General features: G+C 57.6%; 15 protein-coding genes. 13 read left to right on the forward strand and 2 right to left on the reverse strand.

Going from position 1 to position 17,228, the window contains the following annotated elements:
• Positions 1-87 precede the first annotated feature (87 nt).
• The gene (gene gltA / locus HF257_RS29135) at positions 88-1,377 is read right to left on the reverse strand and encodes a citrate synthase (protein ID WP_016979565.1); all 1,290 of its coding nucleotides are present in this window, start codon (positions 1,375-1,377) and stop codon (positions 88-90) included.
• Between the two features lie 364 nt (positions 1,378-1,741).
• Here gltA and sdhC point away from each other — a divergent pair, with 364 nt between their 5' ends.
• The 11 genes from sdhC to HF257_RS29190 all read left to right on the forward strand — a co-directional run bounded on the left by sdhC (position 1,742) and on the right by HF257_RS29190 (position 15,758).
• Positions 1,742-2,116 (forward strand): succinate dehydrogenase, cytochrome b556 subunit, encoded by a 375-nt coding sequence (gene sdhC / locus HF257_RS29140; protein WP_016979564.1) that lies wholly within the window; start codon positions 1,742-1,744, stop codon positions 2,114-2,116.
• Positions 2,110-2,478 carry a succinate dehydrogenase, hydrophobic membrane anchor protein gene (gene sdhD / locus HF257_RS29145; protein WP_016974690.1) on the forward strand — a complete coding sequence of 123 codons (369 nt, stop codon included), beginning with the start codon at positions 2,110-2,112 and terminating at the stop codon, positions 2,476-2,478. Before sdhC ends, sdhD begins: the two co-directional genes overlap by 7 nt.
• A gap of 3 nt (positions 2,479-2,481) precedes the next feature.
• Positions 2,482-4,254: a succinate dehydrogenase flavoprotein subunit gene (sdhA, locus tag HF257_RS29150; RefSeq protein ID WP_010211741.1), complete on the forward strand. Its 1,773-nt coding sequence runs from the start codon at positions 2,482-2,484 to the stop codon at positions 4,252-4,254.
• An 11-nt stretch (positions 4,255-4,265) separates the two neighbouring features.
• Positions 4,266-4,970 (forward strand): succinate dehydrogenase iron-sulfur subunit, encoded by a 705-nt coding sequence (locus HF257_RS29155; protein WP_003172807.1) that lies wholly within the window; start codon positions 4,266-4,268, stop codon positions 4,968-4,970.
• A 262-nt stretch (positions 4,971-5,232) separates the two neighbouring features.
• Positions 5,233-8,064 carry a 2-oxoglutarate dehydrogenase E1 component gene (locus HF257_RS29160; protein ID WP_185708876.1) on the forward strand — a complete coding sequence of 944 codons (2,832 nt, stop codon included), beginning with the start codon at positions 5,233-5,235 and terminating at the stop codon, positions 8,062-8,064.
• A 44-nt stretch (positions 8,065-8,108) separates the two neighbouring features.
• Complete coding sequence (gene odhB / locus HF257_RS29165) at positions 8,109-9,329, forward strand: 2-oxoglutarate dehydrogenase complex dihydrolipoyllysine-residue succinyltransferase (protein WP_185708877.1); 1,221 nt, start codon at positions 8,109-8,111, stop codon at positions 9,327-9,329.
• Positions 9,330-9,428: 99 nt separating this feature from the next.
• The gene (gene lpdA, locus HF257_RS29170; RefSeq protein ID WP_185708878.1) at positions 9,429-10,865 is read left to right on the forward strand and encodes a dihydrolipoyl dehydrogenase; all 1,437 of its coding nucleotides are present in this window, start codon (positions 9,429-9,431) and stop codon (positions 10,863-10,865) included.
• Positions 10,866-11,069: 204 nt separating this feature from the next.
• Positions 11,070-12,236 (forward strand): ADP-forming succinate--CoA ligase subunit beta, encoded by a 1,167-nt coding sequence (gene sucC, locus HF257_RS29175; RefSeq protein WP_003210567.1) that lies wholly within the window; start codon positions 11,070-11,072, stop codon positions 12,234-12,236.
• Positions 12,236-13,117: a succinate--CoA ligase subunit alpha gene (gene sucD, locus HF257_RS29180; protein WP_010166265.1), complete on the forward strand. Its 882-nt coding sequence runs from the start codon at positions 12,236-12,238 to the stop codon at positions 13,115-13,117. The genes sucC and sucD overlap by 1 nt, the downstream gene beginning before the upstream one ends.
• Positions 13,118-13,536: 419 nt before the next feature.
• A complete protein-coding gene (gene brnQ, locus HF257_RS29185) occupies positions 13,537-14,850 on the forward strand; it encodes a branched-chain amino acid transport system II carrier protein (RefSeq protein ID WP_185708879.1) in 1,314 nt (437 codons plus the stop codon).
• A 170-nt stretch (positions 14,851-15,020) separates the two neighbouring features.
• Positions 15,021-15,758 (forward strand): DUF599 domain-containing protein, encoded by a 738-nt coding sequence (locus HF257_RS29190; protein WP_185708880.1) that lies wholly within the window; start codon positions 15,021-15,023, stop codon positions 15,756-15,758.
• Positions 15,759-15,862: 104 nt separating this feature from the next.
• Here HF257_RS29190 and HF257_RS29195 read toward each other — a convergent pair whose 3' ends face one another.
• Positions 15,863-16,114: a hypothetical protein gene (locus HF257_RS29195; protein WP_010211724.1), complete on the reverse strand. Its 252-nt coding sequence runs from the start codon at positions 16,112-16,114 to the stop codon at positions 15,863-15,865.
• 158 nt (positions 16,115-16,272) lie between these two features.
• Here HF257_RS29195 and HF257_RS29200 point away from each other — a divergent pair, with 158 nt between their 5' ends.
• Positions 16,273-16,749 carry a PaaI family thioesterase gene (locus HF257_RS29200; RefSeq protein WP_185708881.1) on the forward strand — a complete coding sequence of 159 codons (477 nt, stop codon included), beginning with the start codon at positions 16,273-16,275 and terminating at the stop codon, positions 16,747-16,749.
• Complete coding sequence (locus tag HF257_RS29205; protein WP_185708882.1) at positions 16,746-17,198, forward strand: PaaI family thioesterase; 453 nt, start codon at positions 16,746-16,748, stop codon at positions 17,196-17,198. Before HF257_RS29200 ends, HF257_RS29205 begins: the two co-directional genes overlap by 4 nt.
• The last annotated feature ends 30 nt before the right edge of the window (positions 17,199-17,228 follow it).

The following is a 17,228-nucleotide window of genomic DNA, read 5'->3' on the forward strand; positions in this document are numbered from 1 at the left end:
AGCGCGGGGCAAGCCCGCTCACTACAAGTGCACAAATAAAAACGGCCTCCACTAAGGGAGGCCGTTTTCAGTGCAACTAAGCAATGCTTACTTGCGATCTTCCAGCTTGGTGATGTCACGCGACTCGTAGCCGGTGTACAGCTGGCGCGGGCGGCCAATCTTGTACGGGCTGGAGAGCATTTCTTTCCAGTGGGAGATCCAGCCCACGGTCCGCGCCAGGGCGAAGATCACGGTGAACATGCTGGTTGGAATGCCGATCGCCTTGAGGATGATCCCCGAGTAGAAGTCGACGTTCGGGTACAGCGAGCGTTCAATGAAGTACGGGTCGGTCAGGGCGATCTCTTCCAGGCGCATGGCCAGTTCGAGTTGCGGATCGTTCTTGATGCCCAGTTCCTTCAACACTTCGTCGCAGGTCTGCTTCATGACGGTGGCGCGTGGGTCACGGTTCTTGTAGACCCGGTGACCGAAGCCCATCAACTTGAACGGATCGTTCTTGTCCTTGGCCTTGGCGATGAACTTGTCGATGTTGGAGACATCGCCGATTTCATCGAGCATGGTCAATACGGCTTCGTTCGCACCGCCGTGAGCAGGGCCCCACAGTGCGGCGATGCCGGCGGCGATACAGGCGAACGGGTTGGCACCCGAAGAGCCTGCCAGGCGCACGGTAGAGGTCGATGCGTTTTGTTCGTGGTCGGCGTGGAGGATGAAGATCCGGTCCATTGCCTTGGCAAGCGTCGGGCTGATCGGTTTGATCTCGCACGGCGTGTTGAACATCATGTGCAGGAAGTTTTCTGCGTACGTCAGGTCGTTACGCGGGTACATCATGGGTTGGCCCATGGAGTACTTGTAAACCATTGCGGCCAGGGTCGGCATCTTGGCAACCAGGCGGATCGCGGAGATTTCGCGATGCTGCGGGTTATTGATGTCGAGGGAGTCGTGATAGAAGGCCGACAGGGCGCCGACCACACCGCACATGACGGCCATCGGGTGGGCGTCGCGACGGAAACCGTTGAAGAAGGTCTTCAACTGCTCGTGAACCATGGTGTGGTTCTTTACGGTGCTGACGAACTGGGCTTTTTGCTCGGCTGTTGGCAATTCGCCATTTAGCAGCAGGTAGCACGTTTCCAGGTAGTCCGATTTCTCGGCCAGTTGCTCGATCGGGTAGCCGCGATGCAGCAAAATGCCATTATCACCATCGATATAGGTGATCTTCGACTCGCAAGAGGCGGTCGACATGAAGCCTGGGTCGAATGTGAAACGGCCCGTGGCCGTCAGGCCCCGTACGTCGATAACATCGGGACCAACGGTGCCGGTTAAAATGGGCAGCTCGACGGGGGCTGCGCCCTCGATGATCAACTGCGCTTTTTTGTCAGCCATGTGGCCTCCTATTTATGCTTCAAATCATCAGACAGACCCCCCACGCAGGGCCCGCACCACTATATTGATATAAATCCAGATGTCAATTTGCCTAAAGTCTTGCACCAGAAGGCTTTAACCGTACTTTTTCCTCGAAATTGACTGCCATTTACGCCTTTTATCCCGCCAGCGCAATCAGCTATTAGGGTGAGGTGAGCGCGTTGTCATTAGTAACCTAACTGTCTATACTCGGCCACCGACCGCCAAGGGCTTTTGGGCTTGCTTTCATTGGGGGTCGCACTCCCTGGGTGGTGCTTACCTGACCAGTGCACTCCCCAACAACTTTGCCCTGATTGTTAGGGGCTCTTCAGTGTGAAAAAAAGCCGTGAATAGCCAACGACCTGTAAACCTAGACCTAAGGACCATCAAACTCCCCATCACCGGCGTTACGTCGTTCCTGCACCGTGTTTCCGGCATCATCCTGTTCCTGGGCTTGGGCATCATGCTTTATGCATTGAGCAAATCCCTGGGTTCCGAGGAAGGATACGCCGAGGTGAAGGCATGCTTGACCAGCCCGCTGGCCAAGTTCGTAGCATGGGGCCTCCTGTCCGCTCTGCTGTATCACCTGGTAGCCGGTGTGCGCCACTTGATCATGGATGCGGGTATCGGTGAGACGCTGGAAGGCGGCCGCCTGGGCTCGAAAATCATCATCGCCATTTCCGTGGTGCTGATCGTTCTGGCAGGAGTTTGGATATGGTAACCAGCGTTACGAACCTTTCGCGTTCGGGCCTCTATGACTGGATGGCACAGCGTGTGTCTGCGGTCGTTCTCGCGGCTTATTTCATTTTCCTGATCGGATACCTCGTCGCAAATCCAGGCATTAGCTATGAGCAATGGCACGGCCTGTTTTCCCACAATGCGATGCGAATCTTCAGTCTGCTGGCCCTTGTAGCCCTGGGCGCACACGCCTGGGTTGGCATGTGGACCATCGCGACCGACTACCTGACGCCGATGGCGCTGGGCAAGTCCGCGACTGCAGTACGTTTTCTCTTCCAGGCAGTCTGCGGCGTCGCGATGTTCGCTTACTTCGTCTGGGGTGTGCAGATTCTTTGGGGTATCTGATTCATGGCTAACATTCCAACTATTTCATTCGACGCCATCATTATTGGTGGCGGCGGTGCTGGCATGCGCGCTGCGCTGCAGCTGGCCCAGGGTGGTCACAAGACTGCCGTGATCACCAAGGTGTTCCCGACCCGTTCCCACACCGTATCGGCCCAGGGTGGCATCACCTGCGCCATCGCCTCCGCCGATCCGAACGATGACTGGCGCTGGCACATGTACGATACCGTCAAGGGTTCCGACTATATCGGTGACCAGGACGCTATCGAGTACATGTGTCAGGAAGGCCCGGCTGCAGTATTCGAGCTGGACCACATGGGTCTGCCGTTCTCCCGTACCGAGCAAGGCCGTATCTACCAGCGTCCATTTGGTGGTCAGTCCAAGGACTACGGTAAAGGCGGGCAGGCTGCCCGTACTTGCGCAGCCTCCGACCGTACCGGTCACGCGCTGCTGCACACCCTTTATCAGGGCAACCTGAAAGCCGGTACCACGTTCCTGAACGAGTACTACGCTGTCGATCTGGTGAAGAACGCACAAGGCGAGTTCGTCGGTGTGATCGCCATCTGCATCGAAACCGGTGAAACCACCTACATCCGCGCCAAGGCTACTGTTCTGGCGACTGGCGGTGCAGGCCGTATATACGCGTCGACCACCAACGCCCTGATCAACACCGGTGACGGCGTCGGCATGGCATTGCGTGCTGGCGTACCGGTACAAGACATCGAAATGTGGCAGTTCCACCCGACTGGCATCGCCGGCGCTGGTGTACTGGTTACCGAAGGTTGCCGTGGTGAAGGTGGTTACCTGATCAACAAGCACGGCGAGCGTTTCATGGAGCGTTATGCTCCGAACGCGAAAGACCTGGCAGGTCGTGACGTTGTTGCTCGTTCGATGGTTAAGGAAATCATCGCCGGCAACGGCTGCGGCCCGAATGGCGACCACGTACTGCTGAAGCTCGATCACCTGGGCGAAGAAGTACTGCACAGCCGCCTGCCTGGTATCTGCGAGCTGTCCAAGACCTTTGCCCACGTTGACCCGGTGGTTGCTCCGGTTCCGGTTGTTCCGACTTGCCACTATATGATGGGCGGCGTGCCGACCAATATTCATGGCCAGGCGATCACCCAGAACGCCGAAGGCGAAGACGAGATCATCCACGGTCTGTTCGCTGTAGGCGAAGTGGCTTGCGTATCGGTACACGGTGCCAACCGTCTGGGCGGCAACTCGCTGCTCGACCTGGTGGTATTCGGCCGTGCTGCTGGCCTGCACCTGGAAAAAGCGTTGACCGACGGCATCGAATACGATGACGCCACCGACGCCAACATCGAAGCTGCCCTGGCGCGCCTGAACGCTCTGAACGAGCGCACTGATGGCGAAGACGTGGCTACCCTGCGTCGCGAGCTGCAAAGCTGCATGCAGAACTACTTCGGTGTATTCCGTACCGGCGAATACATGCAGAAGGGTATTGCCCAGCTGGCTGACCTGCGCAAGCGCATCGCCAACGTCAAGATCAACGATAAGAGCCAGGCGTTCAACACCGCTCGTATCGAAGCCCTTGAGCTGCAAAACCTGCTGGAAGTTGCCGAGGCGACCGCAATCGCTGCCGAGGTTCGTAAAGAATCCCGTGGTGCCCACGCCCGTGAAGACTTTGAAGATCGCGACGACGAAAACTGGTTGTGCCACACCCTGTACTTCCCGGGTGACAAGCGCGTAACCAAGCGTGCCGTGAACTTCTCGCCGAAGACGGTTCCGACGTTTGAACCGAAGATTCGGACTTACTAAGGGTGGCTGCCATGTTGAAAGTCAGTGTTTATCGCTACAACCCTGATCAGGACGCTGCGCCGTTCATGCAGGAATTCCAGGTCGATACCGGTGGTAAAGACCTGATGGTGCTGGATGTATTGGCACTGATCAAAGAGCAGGACGAAGGTTTCTCGTATCGTCGCTCTTGCCGTGAAGGTGTGTGCGGTTCCGACGGCATGAACATCAACGGCAAAAACGGCCTGGCGTGCATCACGCCGCTGTCCGCCGTGGTTAAAGGCAACAAGCTGATCGTTCGTCCACTGCCAGGTTTGCCGGTTATCCGTGACCTGGTCGTCGATATGAGCATCTTCTACAAGCAATACGAGAAAGTTAAGCCGTTCCTGCAGAACGACACGCCGGCTCCGGCCATCGAGCGTCTGCAGTCTCCGGAAGAGCGTGAGAAGCTTGACGGTCTGTACGAGTGCATCCTGTGCGCTTGCTGCTCGACCTCTTGCCCATCCTTCTGGTGGAACCCGGACAAGTTCCTGGGTCCAGCTGCCCTGCTGCAAGCGTACCGCTTCCTGGCAGACAGCCGTGACACCAAGACGTCCGAGCGTCTGGCTTCGCTGGATGACCCGTTCAGCGTATTCCGCTGCCGCGGGATCATGAACTGCGTCAACGTATGTCCCAAAGGCCTGAACCCGACTAAGGCCATTGGTCACATCCGTAACATGCTGCTGCAGAGCGGCGTGTAACTGACGTTGTAGTAAAGGCAGGACCGTTGTGCCCGTAAATGCTACGGCGCAGGCTTCAACCGGCGCCGTAGTTTTAACTTGAGCAGCGACTTACAAAGCCGCAGCTCTTATTTTGAAGAAATGAGACAAGCAGGGGCATTCGGGTTGGTACCCGAACTATCAGCGTGATCCTAAGTGGCTTGTTTTGGTCGCTGCACTTGGCCTTTTGCAAGCAAACTCGGTGTTTTCGCCGGTGGTGTCCCCAAATCGAGGGTGACCAAGCATGCAAGAAAGCGTGATGCAGCGCATGTGGAACAGCGGCTATCTTTCAGGTGGTAACGCTGCCTATGTGGAAGAGCTTTATGAGCTCTACCTGCACGACCCTAACGCTGTGCCAGAAGAATGGCGCACCAAATTTCAGACGTTGTCTTCAGACGGCAACGCTGCCACCGATGTATCGCACGCAACAATTCGCGATCAGTTCGTGCTGCTGGCAAAGAACCAGCGCCGCGCCCAACCGGTTTCCGCCGGTAGCGTGAGCAGTGAGCACGAGAAGAAGCAAGTTGAAGTACTGCGACTGATCCAGGCCTATCGGATGCGTGGCCACCAGGCTGCCCAGCTTGACCCGCTGGGGCTCTGGAAGCGTCCTGCACCTGCTGACCTGTCGATCAATCATTACGGCTTGACCAATGCCGATCTTGATACGACCTTCCGTGCCGGCGACCTGTTCATCGGCAAAGAGGAAGCGAGCCTACGCGAAATTCACGAAGCGTTGCAGCAGACATATTGCCGCACCATTGGCGCTGAGTTCACGCACATCACCGATTCCGAGCAACGCCACTGGTTCCAGCATCGCCTGGAAGGCGTGCGTGGCCGTCCGGTTCTGTCCGCAGACGTACGCAGCCACCTGCTTGAGCGCGTGACTGCTGCCGAAGGCCTGGAAAAATACCTGGGTACCAAATACCCGGGCACCAAGCGTTTCGGCCTGGAAGGCGGCGAAAGCCTGATTCCGATGCTCGACGAGCTGATCCAGCGTTCCGGTTCCTACGGCACCAAGGAAATCGTGATCGGCATGGCTCACCGTGGTCGCCTGAACGTGTTGGTCAACACCTTCGGCAAGAACCCGCGTGAACTGTTCGACGAGTTCGAAGGCAAGAAGAAAGTTGAACTGGGTTCGGGTGACGTTAAATACCACCAGGGCTTCTCGTCCAACGTAATGACCACCGGCGGTGAAGTTCACCTGGCCATGGCCTTCAACCCATCCCACCTGGAAATCGTTTCTCCAGTGGTCGAGGGTTCGGTCCGTGCTCGCCAGGATCGTCGTAACGACACTACCGGTGAAAAGGTCCTGCCGATTTCCATCCACGGTGACGCGGCATTCGCCGGTCAAGGCGTGGTCCTGGAAACGTTCCAGATGTCGCAGACTCGCGGCTTCAAGACCGGCGGTACCGTTCACATCGTCATCAACAACCAGGTTGGCTTCACCATCAGCAACCCGCTGGATGCGCGCTCCACCGAGTACGCCACCGACGTTGCGAAGATGATCCAGGCGCCGATCCTCCATGTGAATGGCGATGATCCGGAAGCCGTACTGTTCGTGACCCAGCTCGCGATCGACTACCGCATGCAGTTCAAGCGTGACGTGGTCATCGACCTGGTTTGCTACCGCCGTCGCGGTCACAACGAAGCGGACGAGCCTAGCGGCACCCAACCGTTGATGTACCAGCAGATCACCAAGCAGCGCACTACCCGTGAGCTGTACGCCGAAAGCCTGACCAAGGCCGGTGTGGTTGACGACGCGCGTGTTCAGGCGAAGATCGATGAATACCGCAATGCGCTGGACAATGGTCTGCACGTAGTAAAAAGCCTGGTCAAAGAGCCGAACAAAGAGCTGTTCGTTGACTGGCGTCCGTACCTGGGTCACACCTGGACTGCGCGTCACGACACCTCGTTCGATCTGAAGACCCTGCAGGAACTGTCCGCCAAGCTGCTGGAAATTCCGGAAGGCTTCGTGGTTCAGCGCCAGGTTGCGAAGATCTACGAAGACCGTCAGAAGATGCAAGCCGGCGGCCTGCCGATCAACTGGGGTTACGCTGAAACCATGGCGTACGCGACCCTGGCGTTCGAAGGTCACCCGATTCGCATGACCGGCCAGGACATCGGCCGTGGTACGTTCTCGCACCGTCATGCTGTGCTGCACAACCAGAAAGACGCGGGCACCTACATCCCGTTGCAAAACCTGTACGAAGGCCAGCCACGTTTCGACCTGTACGATTCGTTCCTGTCCGAAGAAGCCGTACTGGCGTTCGAATACGGCTACTCGACCACCACGCCAAACGCGCTGGTGATCTGGGAAGCCCAGTTCGGCGACTTCGCCAACGGTGCCCAGGTGGTAATCGACCAGTTCATCACCAGCGGCGAGCACAAGTGGGGCCGTCTGTGCGGTCTGACCATGTTGCTGCCACACGGTTATGAAGGTCAGGGTCCGGAGCACTCCTCGGCCCGTCTGGAGCGTTACCTGCAGCTGTGCGCCGAGCACAACATCCAGGTGTGCGTGCCGACTACCCCGGCCCAGATCTACCACTTGCTGCGTCGCCAGGTGATCCGCCCGCTGCGCAAGCCGCTGGTAGTGCTGACTCCGAAATCGCTGCTGCGTCACAAATTGGCCATCTCGACCCTGGAAGATCTGGCGGATGGCTCGTTCCAGACCGTGATCCCGGAAATCGACACGCTGGATGCGGCCAAAGTGACTCGTCTGGTCCTGTGCAGTGGCAAGGTCTACTACGACTTGCTGGAAAAACGCCGTGCCGAAGGCCGCGAAGACATCGCCATCGTGCGTATCGAGCAGCTTTACCCGTTCCCGGAAGACGACCTGATGGAGGCCATCGCGCCTTACACCAACCTCACCAATGTGGTGTGGTGCCAGGAAGAGCCGATGAACCAGGGCGCGTGGTACAGCAGCCAGCATCACCTGCGTCGTAGCATCGGCAACCACAAGCAAGGCTTGGGCCTGGAGTACGCCGGTCGTGATGCTTCTGCTGCACCTGCGTGTGGTTATGCGTCGATGCACGCCGAGCAGCAGGAAAAACTGCTGCAAGATGCTTTCACTGTTTAACGCCTTCGCGCTGACTGAAACCGAATTTTAAGGACACACAGATAATGGCTATCGAAATCAAAGCCCCGTCATTCCCGGAATCGGTTGCCGATGGCACCGTTGCCACCTGGCACAAGAAACCAGGTGAGGCCGTCAAGCGTGACGACCTGATCGTCGACATCGAGACCGACAAAGTCGTTCTGGAAGTGTTGGCCGAAGCTGACGGCGTGCTGGGCGCAATCGTTGCCGAAGAAGGCGCTACCGTTCTGTCGAACCAGGTTCTGGGCTCGATCGAAGAGGGCAGCGCTGCTGCCGCCGCTCCAGCCGCCGCTGCACCGGCTGCTTCGGCTCCAGCTGCCGCCCCGGCTGCTGGCGCTGAAGACCCGATCGCTGCTCCAGCTGCTCGTCAGTTGGCTGAAGAGAACGGTATCAACCTGGCTTCCGTCAAAGGCACCGGCAAAGACGGTCGCATCACCAAGGAAGACGTGGTTGCTGCTGTTGAAGCGAAGAAAAACGCTCCAGCCGCTGCACCTGCCAAGGCTGCTGCCCCGGCTGCCGCTGCTCCTGTGTTCGCCGCTGGCGACCGCACCGAGAAGCGCGTTCCAATGACCCGTGTGCGTGCAACCGTGGCCAAGCGTCTGGTGGAAGCACAGTCGAACATGGCGATGCTGACCACTTTCAACGAAGTCGACATGACCGAAGTCATGGCCCTGCGTTCGAAGTACAAGGACCTGTTCGAGAAGTCCCATAACGGCGTACGTTTGGGCTTCATGTCGTTCTTCGTGAAAGCGGCCACCGAAGCACTGAAACGCTTCCCGGCAGTCAACGCTTCCATCGACGGCGGCGACATCGTTTACCACGGCTACGCTGACGTCGGCGTTGCCGTCTCCAGCGACCGTGGCCTGGTAGTACCGGTTCTGCGTAACGCCGAGCTGATGAGCCTGGCTGAAATCGAAGGCGGCATCGCCGGCTTCGGCAAGAAAGCCCGTGACGGCAAGCTGACCATCGACGAGATGACCGGCGGTACCTTCACCATCACCAACGGTGGTACCTTCGGTTCGATGATGTCGACCCCGATCGTCAACCCGCCGCAAGCTGCGATTCTGGGCATGCACAACATCATCCAGCGTCCGATGGCCATCAACGGCCAAGTCGTTATCCGCCCGATGATGTACCTGGCACTGTCTTACGATCACCGCCTGATCGATGGTAAAGAAGCCGTGACTTTCCTGGTGACCATCAAGAACCTGCTGGAAGACCCGGCTCGTCTGCTGCTGGATATCTGATTGAAGCAGCTGCAAGTTGCGAGCTACAAGCTGTAAGAAAAAGCAGCTTGGCTTGCGGCTTGCGGCTAAAAGCTTGTCGCAAATAGAGGATCTATTTTCATGACACAGAAATTTGACGTCGTAGTGATTGGTGCAGGTCCTGGCGGCTATGTTGCCGCTATCAAGGCCGCACAACTGGGCCTCTCGACTGCTTGCATCGAAAAATACACCGACAAGGAAGGCAAACTGGCGCTGGGCGGTACTTGCCTGAACGTTGGTTGCATTCCTTCCAAGGCGCTGCTGGACAGCTCCTGGAAATTCCACGAAGCCCAAGACGGCTTCGCGATCCACGGTATCAACCATGCTGGCGTGACCATGGACGTGCCAGCAATGGTCGGCCGTAAAGCCAACATCGTTAAAGGCCTGACTTCCGGCGTTGCAACCTTGTTCAAGGCCAACGGCGTAACGTCCCTGCAAGGCCACGGCAAGCTGCTGGCCGGCAAGAAGATCGAAATCACCAAGCCAGACGGTTCGGTTGAAGTCATCGAAGCCGAAAACGTGATCCTGGCTCCAGGTTCGCGCCCAATCGACATTCCACCTGCTCCAGTCGACAACAACGTCATCGTTGATTCGACCGGCGCCCTGGAATTCCAAGCTGTGCCTAAGCGTCTGGGCGTGATCGGCGCTGGCGTGATCGGCCTGGAACTGGGTTCGGTATGGTCCCGCCTGGGTGCCGAAGTGACTGTGTTGGAAGCCCTGGACACGTTCCTGCTGGCTGCCGACACCGCTGTTTCCAAAGAAGCACTGAAAACCCTGACCAAACAAGGTCTGGACATCAAGCTGGGCGCTCGCGTGACCGGTTCGAAAGTCAACGGTGAAGAAGTTGTTGTTAACTACACCGACAAAGATGGCGAAAAAACCATCACTTTCGACAAGCTGATCGTAGCGGTAGGTCGCCGTCCAGTGACCACCGACCTGCTGGCTGCGGACAGCGGCGTGACCCTGGACGAGCGCGGCTACGTGCACGTTGACGATCACTGCGCAACCACCGTGCCTGGCGTCTACGCCATCGGCGACGTGGTTCGCGGCATGATGCTGGCGCATAAGGCTTCTGAAGAAGGCATCATGGTTGTCGAGCGCATCAAGGGCCACAAAACCCAGATGAACTACGACCTGATCCCATCGGTTATCTACACCCACCCGGAAATTGCATGGGTCGGAAAGAACGAACAGCAGTTGAAAGCTGAAGGCGTTGAAGTTAACGTCGGCACCTTCCCGTTTGCCGCTTCTGGCCGTGCCATGGCAGCCAACGACACCGGTGGTTTTGTCAAAGTCATCGCTGATGCCAAGACTGACCGCGTATTGGGCGTCCACGTGATTGGCCCAAGCGCTGCAGAACTGGTTCAGCAAGGCGCAATCGGTATGGAATTCGGCACCAGTGCCGAGGACCTGGGCATGATGGTCTTCTCCCATCCGACCCTGTCCGAAGCGTTGCACGAAGCTGCGTTGGCAGTGAATGGCGGCGCCATCCACATCGCCAACCGCAAGAAGCGCTAAGCGAGATAATAAGAAACCACGGCGGAGTTGCCCGTCGTGAGCCTTGCGCGCAAGACTCACCGCGGAATATCCGCTGGACGCAGCCTTGCGCAGCTTTACGGGCCTTGAGCCCCGCAAGTTGCGCAAGCAGCAGTCACAGGTGGCGCGGCACTCATAATGAGCGCAGCGCCGAATGCGCAGTACCTAACGAAGACGGTAAAAAGCATGAATCTTCACGAGTATCAGGGTAAGCAGCTGTTCGCTGAATACGGCCTGCCAGTTTCCAAGGGCTACGCAGTAGACACCCCGGAAGCAGCAGCAGAAGCTTGCGACAAAATCGGCGGCACCGAGTGGGTTGTCAAAGCCCAGGTCCACGCTGGTGGTCGCGGTAAAGCGGGCGGCGTTAAGCTGGTTCGCAGCAAAGAAGACGCCAAGGCCTTCGCACAGCAGTGGCTGGGCAAGCGTCTGGTGACTTACCAGACTGATGCCAATGGCCAGCCAGTCACCAAGATCCTGGTTGAATCGTGCACTGATATCGCTAAAGAGCTGTACCTGGGCGCTGTCGTTGACCGTTCGAGCCGTCGCATCGTGTTCATGGCTTCCACCGAAGGTGGCGTGGACATTGAGAAGATCGCCGAAGAAACCCCAGAAAAAATTCTGAAAGCCACTATCGATCCACTGGTTGGCGCTCAGCCATTCCAGGGTCGCGAGCTGGCTTTCCAGCTGGGCCTGGAAGGCAAGCAAGTTGCCCAGTTCGCCAAGATCTTCGTAGGTCTGGCCAAACTGTTCCAGGATCACGATCTGGCCCTGCTGGAAGTGAACCCGCTGGTGATCAAGGCTGACGGCGATCTGCACTGCCTGGATGCCAAGATCAACATCGACGCCAACGCCATGTACCGTCAGCCTAAGCTGAAGACTTTCCACGATCCGTCGCAAGACGATCCGCGCGAAGCGCACGCTGCCAAGTTCGAACTGAACTACGTAGCCCTGGAAGGTAACATCGGTTGCATGGTCAACGGTGCTGGCCTGGCCATGGGTACCATGGACATCGTCAACCTGCATGGCGGCAAACCAGCCAACTTCCTCGACGTGGGCGGTGGTGCTACCAAAGAACGCGTTACCGAAGCGTTCAAGATCATCCTGTCCGACTCCAACGTCGCTGCAGTACTGGTCAACATCTTCGGCGGCATCGTTCGTTGCGACATGATTGCCGAAGGCATCATCGGTGCAGTGAAAGAAGTCGGCGTTAAAATCCCGGTTGTTGTGCGCCTTGAAGGTAACAACGCTGAACTGGGCGCTAAAGTACTGGCAGAAAGCGGTTTGAACATCATCGCGGCTACCAGCCTGACCGACGCTGCTCAACAAGTTGTCAAAGCTGCGGAGGGCAAATAATGAGCGTCCTGATCAATAAAGACACCAAAGTTATCTGCCAGGGTATTACCGGTTCGCAAGGTAGTTTCCACACCCAGCAAGCCATCGAATACGGCACCAAGATGGTTGGCGGCGTAACTCCAGGCAAAGGCGGCACCGAGCACCTGGGTCTGCCAGTGTTCAACACCGTGAAAGATGCTGTAGCTGCCACTGGCGCCACCGCCAGCGTGATCTACGTTCCAGCTCCTTTCTGCAAGGACTCCATCCTGGAAGCAGCATTCGGCGGCATCAAGCTGATCGTTTGCATCACCGAAGGCATTCCTACCCTGGACATGCTGGACGCTAAAGTTAAGTGCGACGAGCTGGGTGTTACCCTGATCGGCCCTAACTGCCCAGGCGTGATCACTCCAGGCGAATGCAAGATCGGCATCATGCCAGGTCACATTCACTTGCCAGGTAAAGTCGGTATCGTTTCCCGTTCCGGCACCCTGACCTACGAAGCTGTCAAGCAAACTACTGACGCCGGTTTCGGTCAGTCGACTTGCGTCGGCATCGGCGGTGACCCGATCCCAGGCTCCAACTTCATCGACATCCTGAAGCTGTTCCAGGAAGACCCGAAGACCGAAGCGATCGTCATGATCGGTGAGATCGGCGGTTCGGCTGAAGAAGAAGCGGCTGCCTACATCAAGGCACACGTGACCAAGCCAGTTGTTTCCTACATCGCTGGTGTGACTGCCCCTGCTGGCAAGCGCATGGGCCATGCTGGCGCAATCATCTCTGGCGGCAAGGGTACTGCAGACGAGAAGTTTGCTGCCCTGGAAGACGCAGGCGTTAAAACCGTGCGTTCGCTGGCAGACATCGGCAAGGCTTTGTCCGAGCTGACCGGTTGGGCTGTCAAGTAAGCCTCGCGCTTAGCTGACGCTTTACCAAGCAAAGGCCACCTTCGGGTGGCCTTTGTGCGTTTCGGATCTGGTGAAGATCAAAATGTGGGAGCGGGCTTGATCGCGAATGCAGTGTGTCAGTCGATGCATAAGTTGACTGACACACTGCATTCGCGAGCAAGCACGCTCACACATTTTTTGTCCGTATTGTCAAATTAGGTATGAAAACGCGACATTTGAATGTCGCTTATCGGACAGTTCGCCCCGCAACAGTGCGTTTGTCAGTCGATTTCTGTAACCTAGCCGCCTCTTTATGCGTGTGCCTCCCAAAAGGAAGCCCCGCGCTAGACCGGTCGGCCCCCATAAGGGCTGGCAGTATTTCCCTCATCCATAGGGAATCCCTCTCTAAATTCCGATTCAGTAGTGTGGTATTTCCCGAAATGAAAGTGTTGAAAAGCCAGGATGTCCTGGCGTTGGGTTTCATGACCTTTGCCCTGTTCGTGGGCGCCGGCAACATCATCTTCCCGCCTATCGTTGGTTTGCAGTCCGGGCCTCATGTCTGGATGGCAGCGCTGGGCTTCTTGATCACCGCAGTGGGTTTGCCGGTGGTCACCGTGATCGCCCTGGCCAAGGTCGGCGGCGGTATGGACGCGTTGAGCAGCCCGATCGGCAAGATCGCCGGTGGCCTGCTCGCGGCGGCGGCGTATCTGGCGGTAGGGCCGCTGTTCGCCACCCCGCGTACCGCGACCGTGTCCTTTGAAGTGGGCCTGGCGCCATTGACTGGCGAAAGCCCGCTTGCACTGTTCCTCTACAGCTCGGTGTATTTCCTGGTGGTGTTCTTCGTGTCCCTGTACCCAGGTCGACTGCTGGACACCGTAGGCCGATTCCTCGCACCGTTGAAGATCATTGCGCTGGCCGTACTCGGTATTGCCGCGTTTGCCTTGCCGGCCGGTGAAGTGGGCGTTGCTACCTCTGAATACGTGGCGGCACCGTTCTCCCAAGGCTTTATCAATGGTTACCTGACCATGGATACCCTGGGCGCGCTGGTATTCGGCATTGTGATCGTCAACGCCATCCGCTCCCGTGGCGTTGAATCGCCAAAGCTGATCACTCGCTACGCGATCATCGCCGGCCTGATTGCCGGTGTGGGCCTGGCGCTGGTGTACATCAGCCTGTTCCGCTTGGGTGCGGGCAGCCATGCGGTTGCCGCCGGTGCCAGCAACGGCGCTGCGGTACTGCACGCTTATGTGCAACACACCTTCGGTTCCCTGGGCAGCGGCTTCCTGGCCGTGCTGATCTCCCTGGCATGCCTGGTGACGGCAGTGGGCCTGACTTGCGCCTGCGCCGAATATTTCAGCCGTATCCTGCCGCTGTCCTACAAGGCGTTGGTGGTGATCCTGGCACTGTTCTCGCTGTTCGTGTCCAACCTGGGCCTTACTAAGCTGATTGCGTTCTCGATCCCGGTGCTTACGGCGATTTACCCGCCGTGCATCGTGCTGGTAGCCCTGAGCTTCTGCAAAGACTTCTGGCAGGAGCAGGGCCGCATCGTTGGTCCGGTGATGTTAGTGTCGTTCATCTTTGGCAGCATTGATGCGCTCAAGGGCGCGGGCTTGGCGGGCTGGATGCCGTCGCAATTGACCAACCTGCCGCTGAGCGAGCAAGGCCTGGCGTGGCTGGTGCCGTCTGTGATGGTGCTGGTAGTGGCGGTGGTAATTGACCGCATGTTGGGCAAGCGCAGCGAAGCGATCGCTTAAGCGGATTTCACGCTGCACCGAAATGCCCCGTATCAATCGATACGGGGCATTTTTTATGCTCGTCAGGCTGCAACCTTCTACAGTTGGAACACGGTTAAAAATGTGGGAGCGGGCTTGCTCGCTCCCACATTTTTAACCGTGTTCCCAACCCCTCATGGACAAGGACCCGCATGTCGTTCGTCGAAACCAACCAGATCCACCTGCTCGCTGCCTTCTGGTTCGCCCTGTGCTGGGGTGGCTACACCCGTTATGCCACCTGGAAAGCCCGGGATACTGCTTGCCTCGCCAGTGTGCTGCATCTGTATCGCGAAGACTGGATGCGCCGCATGCTGATGCGGGACAACCGCATCGCTGACGCCAGCGTGATTGGCAACCTGGAGCGCAACGCCTCGTTCTTCGCCTCCAGCACCTTGATTATCCTTGCTGGCATTCTTACCGTGCTCGGCGCTTCCGAGCGGGCGGTGTCCTTGCTCGCGGATATTCCGATGGTGCAGCAGGCGTCCCAAGGCATGTCGGAAATCAAGCTGCTGTGCCTGGCGCTGGTGTTTGTCTACGCGTTCTTCACGTTCAGTTGGTGCATGCGCCAATACAACTTTGCGGCGGTGCTGGTAGGTTCTGCGCCGATGATTGGAGAGCGGCATGTGTCGGAGCAGGAGCGCAAGGCGTTTGCCCTGAGGGCGGCGCGGGTGATATCGATGGCGGCCAACCAGTTCAACTTTGGCCTGCGTTCTTATTACTTCGGCATGACCATGCTGGCGTGGTTTGTCAGCCCCTGGCTATTCATGTTGATGAGCAGTGGGGTAGTGGTGGTGCTGTACCGTCGGGAGTTTCATTCCGACGTGCTGCAAGTCATGGTCTATACGCCCACCGATATGCCGTCGCAGGACCCTATAAAAGAGCCCGCTTAATCCATTCAGTGCATTAACGTCGGGACTAAAAACAGCAGACAAAGTAAAGCCCGCTATCTAAGCGGGCTTTCTTTTTTACAGCGAAGCTATTTCAACGCGCGGTATCAAGAACCGGTAGCTGGGGTAGCAGGTGCTGCTTCTTTTGCGGCGGCTTCGTTCGATTCAGCCTGAGCTTTGGCAGCATCGGCGTTTTCTTTCGCAGCGTCGTTCACTTTATCCTGAGCCTTCGCCATGTCTTTCTGAGCTTGCTCGGAATGTGCAGCGGCGTCTTGGGCTTTGTCTTCGGATTTTTTGTCGCAGGCAGCGAGACCGAGGGCAGCGGCGAGCATCATGGAAATAGCTAAAGTCTTGCGCATGGGGTGTTTCTCCTTATTGAAGATATCTACTGGCCTTTCGAGCATAAGGGTTCAGCATTAGTTCCTTTTATTGCACAGATATATAAAGCCCCGGCCCAAAGGAACTTTCGCCGGTACCGTTTTTTCTGCCGTTCAACACTAATAAGAGTCTGGAACGAATGACCGAAAATCCCTTGTTAGAGCGCGCGACGCGCTTTGTGTCGGCCTTGCGCCATTGTCAGGTGCTGGGTATTTGCGCCCACGGCGCGAGCGAGGAGGGCATCACCTTGATCATGCCCTACGCCGCGCATCTCGTCGGCGACCCCCATACCGGCGTAATCCATGGTGGCGCGTTGACCTCTTTGATGGACACCGCCTGCGGCATGGCCACCCTGTGCGTATTGCCGGAATTCGAGGTGTGCCCAACGCTCGACCTGCGCATCGACTACATGCACCCAGCCGAACCGCACAAGCCCGTGTACGGCTTTGCCCAATGTTATCGGGTGACCATCGACGTGATTTTCACTCGCGGCTTTGCCTATCAGGATGACCCACAACAACCCATCGCCCATGTGGTAGGCACGTTCATGCGCATGGGCAAGCGGCTCAAAGGCACGCAAGGATTGGGTAGCACGATCAAGGGAGAGCAGGTATGACGCATCGATTCAAGACCCGCTTGGAGCAGGCCCATGAGCGCGGCAATTACGACGCACTGCTGGATTTGATCCCCTACGCCAGACTGATCGGCATCGAATGCACGCGGTTGGGGGATGAATTGCTGTTTCGCCTGCCGGCCAGCAAGGACAATATTGGTAACCCCATATTGCCGGCGCTGCATGGCGGGGTGATCGCCGGGTTCATGGAGCTATCGGCTGCACTGCATTTGCTGGTGTTCACAGGCGCGTCGGGTTTGCCCAAGATCATCGATTTTTCCCTGGATTACCTACGCGCAGGCCAGTTTCGCGACACCTACGCCAAATGCCAGGTGTGGCGTCAGGGACGACGGGTGGCCAATGTGGCAATCACCGCTTGGCAAAGCACCTCGGCCGAGCCGATTGCCACGGCCCGCGCGCATTTCAAGATCGAGGAATCAGGCCGCCCTTGAAATCCTGGTCTTAGCCCCCAACTTTGATGA

The organism is Pseudomonas cremoris (genome assembly GCF_014230465.1).

What these genes read in the sequence shown, in the direction of transcription:
- gltA (WP_016979565.1), bottom strand. Translation starts at nt 1,377, where the DNA reads ATGGCTGACAAAAAAGCGCAGTTGATCATCGAGGGCGCAGCCCCCGTC.
- sdhD (WP_016974690.1), top strand. Translation starts at nt 2,110, where the DNA reads ATGGTAACCAGCGTTACGAACCTTTCGCGTTCGGGCCTCTATGACTGG.
- sdhA (WP_010211741.1), top strand. Translation starts at nt 2,482, where the DNA reads ATGGCTAACATTCCAACTATTTCATTCGACGCCATCATTATTGGTGGC.
- HF257_RS29155 (WP_003172807.1), top strand. Translation starts at nt 4,266, where the DNA reads ATGTTGAAAGTCAGTGTTTATCGCTACAACCCTGATCAGGACGCTGCG.
- HF257_RS29160 (WP_185708876.1), top strand. Translation starts at nt 5,233, where the DNA reads ATGCAAGAAAGCGTGATGCAGCGCATGTGGAACAGCGGCTATCTTTCA.
- odhB (WP_185708877.1), top strand. Translation starts at nt 8,109, where the DNA reads ATGGCTATCGAAATCAAAGCCCCGTCATTCCCGGAATCGGTTGCCGAT.
- lpdA (WP_185708878.1), top strand. Translation starts at nt 9,429, where the DNA reads ATGACACAGAAATTTGACGTCGTAGTGATTGGTGCAGGTCCTGGCGGC.
- sucC (WP_003210567.1), top strand. Translation starts at nt 11,070, where the DNA reads ATGAATCTTCACGAGTATCAGGGTAAGCAGCTGTTCGCTGAATACGGC.
- sucD (WP_010166265.1), top strand. Translation starts at nt 12,236, where the DNA reads ATGAGCGTCCTGATCAATAAAGACACCAAAGTTATCTGCCAGGGTATT.
- brnQ (WP_185708879.1), top strand. Translation starts at nt 13,537, where the DNA reads ATGAAAGTGTTGAAAAGCCAGGATGTCCTGGCGTTGGGTTTCATGACC.
- HF257_RS29190 (WP_185708880.1), top strand. Translation starts at nt 15,021, where the DNA reads ATGTCGTTCGTCGAAACCAACCAGATCCACCTGCTCGCTGCCTTCTGG.
- HF257_RS29195 (WP_010211724.1), bottom strand. Translation starts at nt 16,114, where the DNA reads ATGCGCAAGACTTTAGCTATTTCCATGATGCTCGCCGCTGCCCTCGGT.
- HF257_RS29200 (WP_185708881.1), top strand. Translation starts at nt 16,273, where the DNA reads ATGACCGAAAATCCCTTGTTAGAGCGCGCGACGCGCTTTGTGTCGGCC.
- HF257_RS29205 (WP_185708882.1), top strand. Translation starts at nt 16,746, where the DNA reads ATGACGCATCGATTCAAGACCCGCTTGGAGCAGGCCCATGAGCGCGGC.